Annotated in this window: 1 pseudogene; it reads left to right on the top strand. The window is 42.7% G+C overall.

Annotation, left to right across the window (positions count from 1 at the left end):
- A pseudogene (locus tag B2Z67_RS02845) lies at positions 1-415 on the top strand (hypothetical protein); the annotation flags it as partial.

Below are 415 nucleotides of genomic sequence, written 5' to 3'. Positions count from 1 at the left end.
AAGTTGGCTCTCCTTCCCGAACCGTGTGCCACGTTGGATTACCTTCGTCCTTTCTGCAGAGGCAAGAACATTTCCTTCGCCTACCTCAAAAAAATCATTCTCAACTACCAGTTGTTCATCATTGATGAAGACGGATACTTCACTCCCGAAGAATTGAACCCTTTGTGTAAAAGGGCAAAAAATGATGGGGAAAGGGTGGAGACTGGAGACGAAAACCGCTACAAAAGAGTGGAGAAAGCAATCGAAAACAAGCCAAAAAAGGCGGAAAATCACGCGAAAAACACCAAAAATACGCCGAAAAACAGCAAAAAAACGTCTGAAATTGATCAAAAATGCACGAAAAACGCGCAAAAAACGCCTAAAAATCACGCAGAAAAACGCGCTTTAAATTCGCATAAATCGCTGAAAGCCTGTG

The organism is Bacteroides sp. UBA939 (genome assembly GCF_002293435.1).
Lineage (GTDB): Bacteria > Bacteroidota > Bacteroidia > Bacteroidales > Bacteroidaceae > Bacteroides.
The sequence above is the reverse complement of the archived record's forward strand: the minus strand, read 5'-3'. Positions and strand labels throughout refer to the sequence as shown.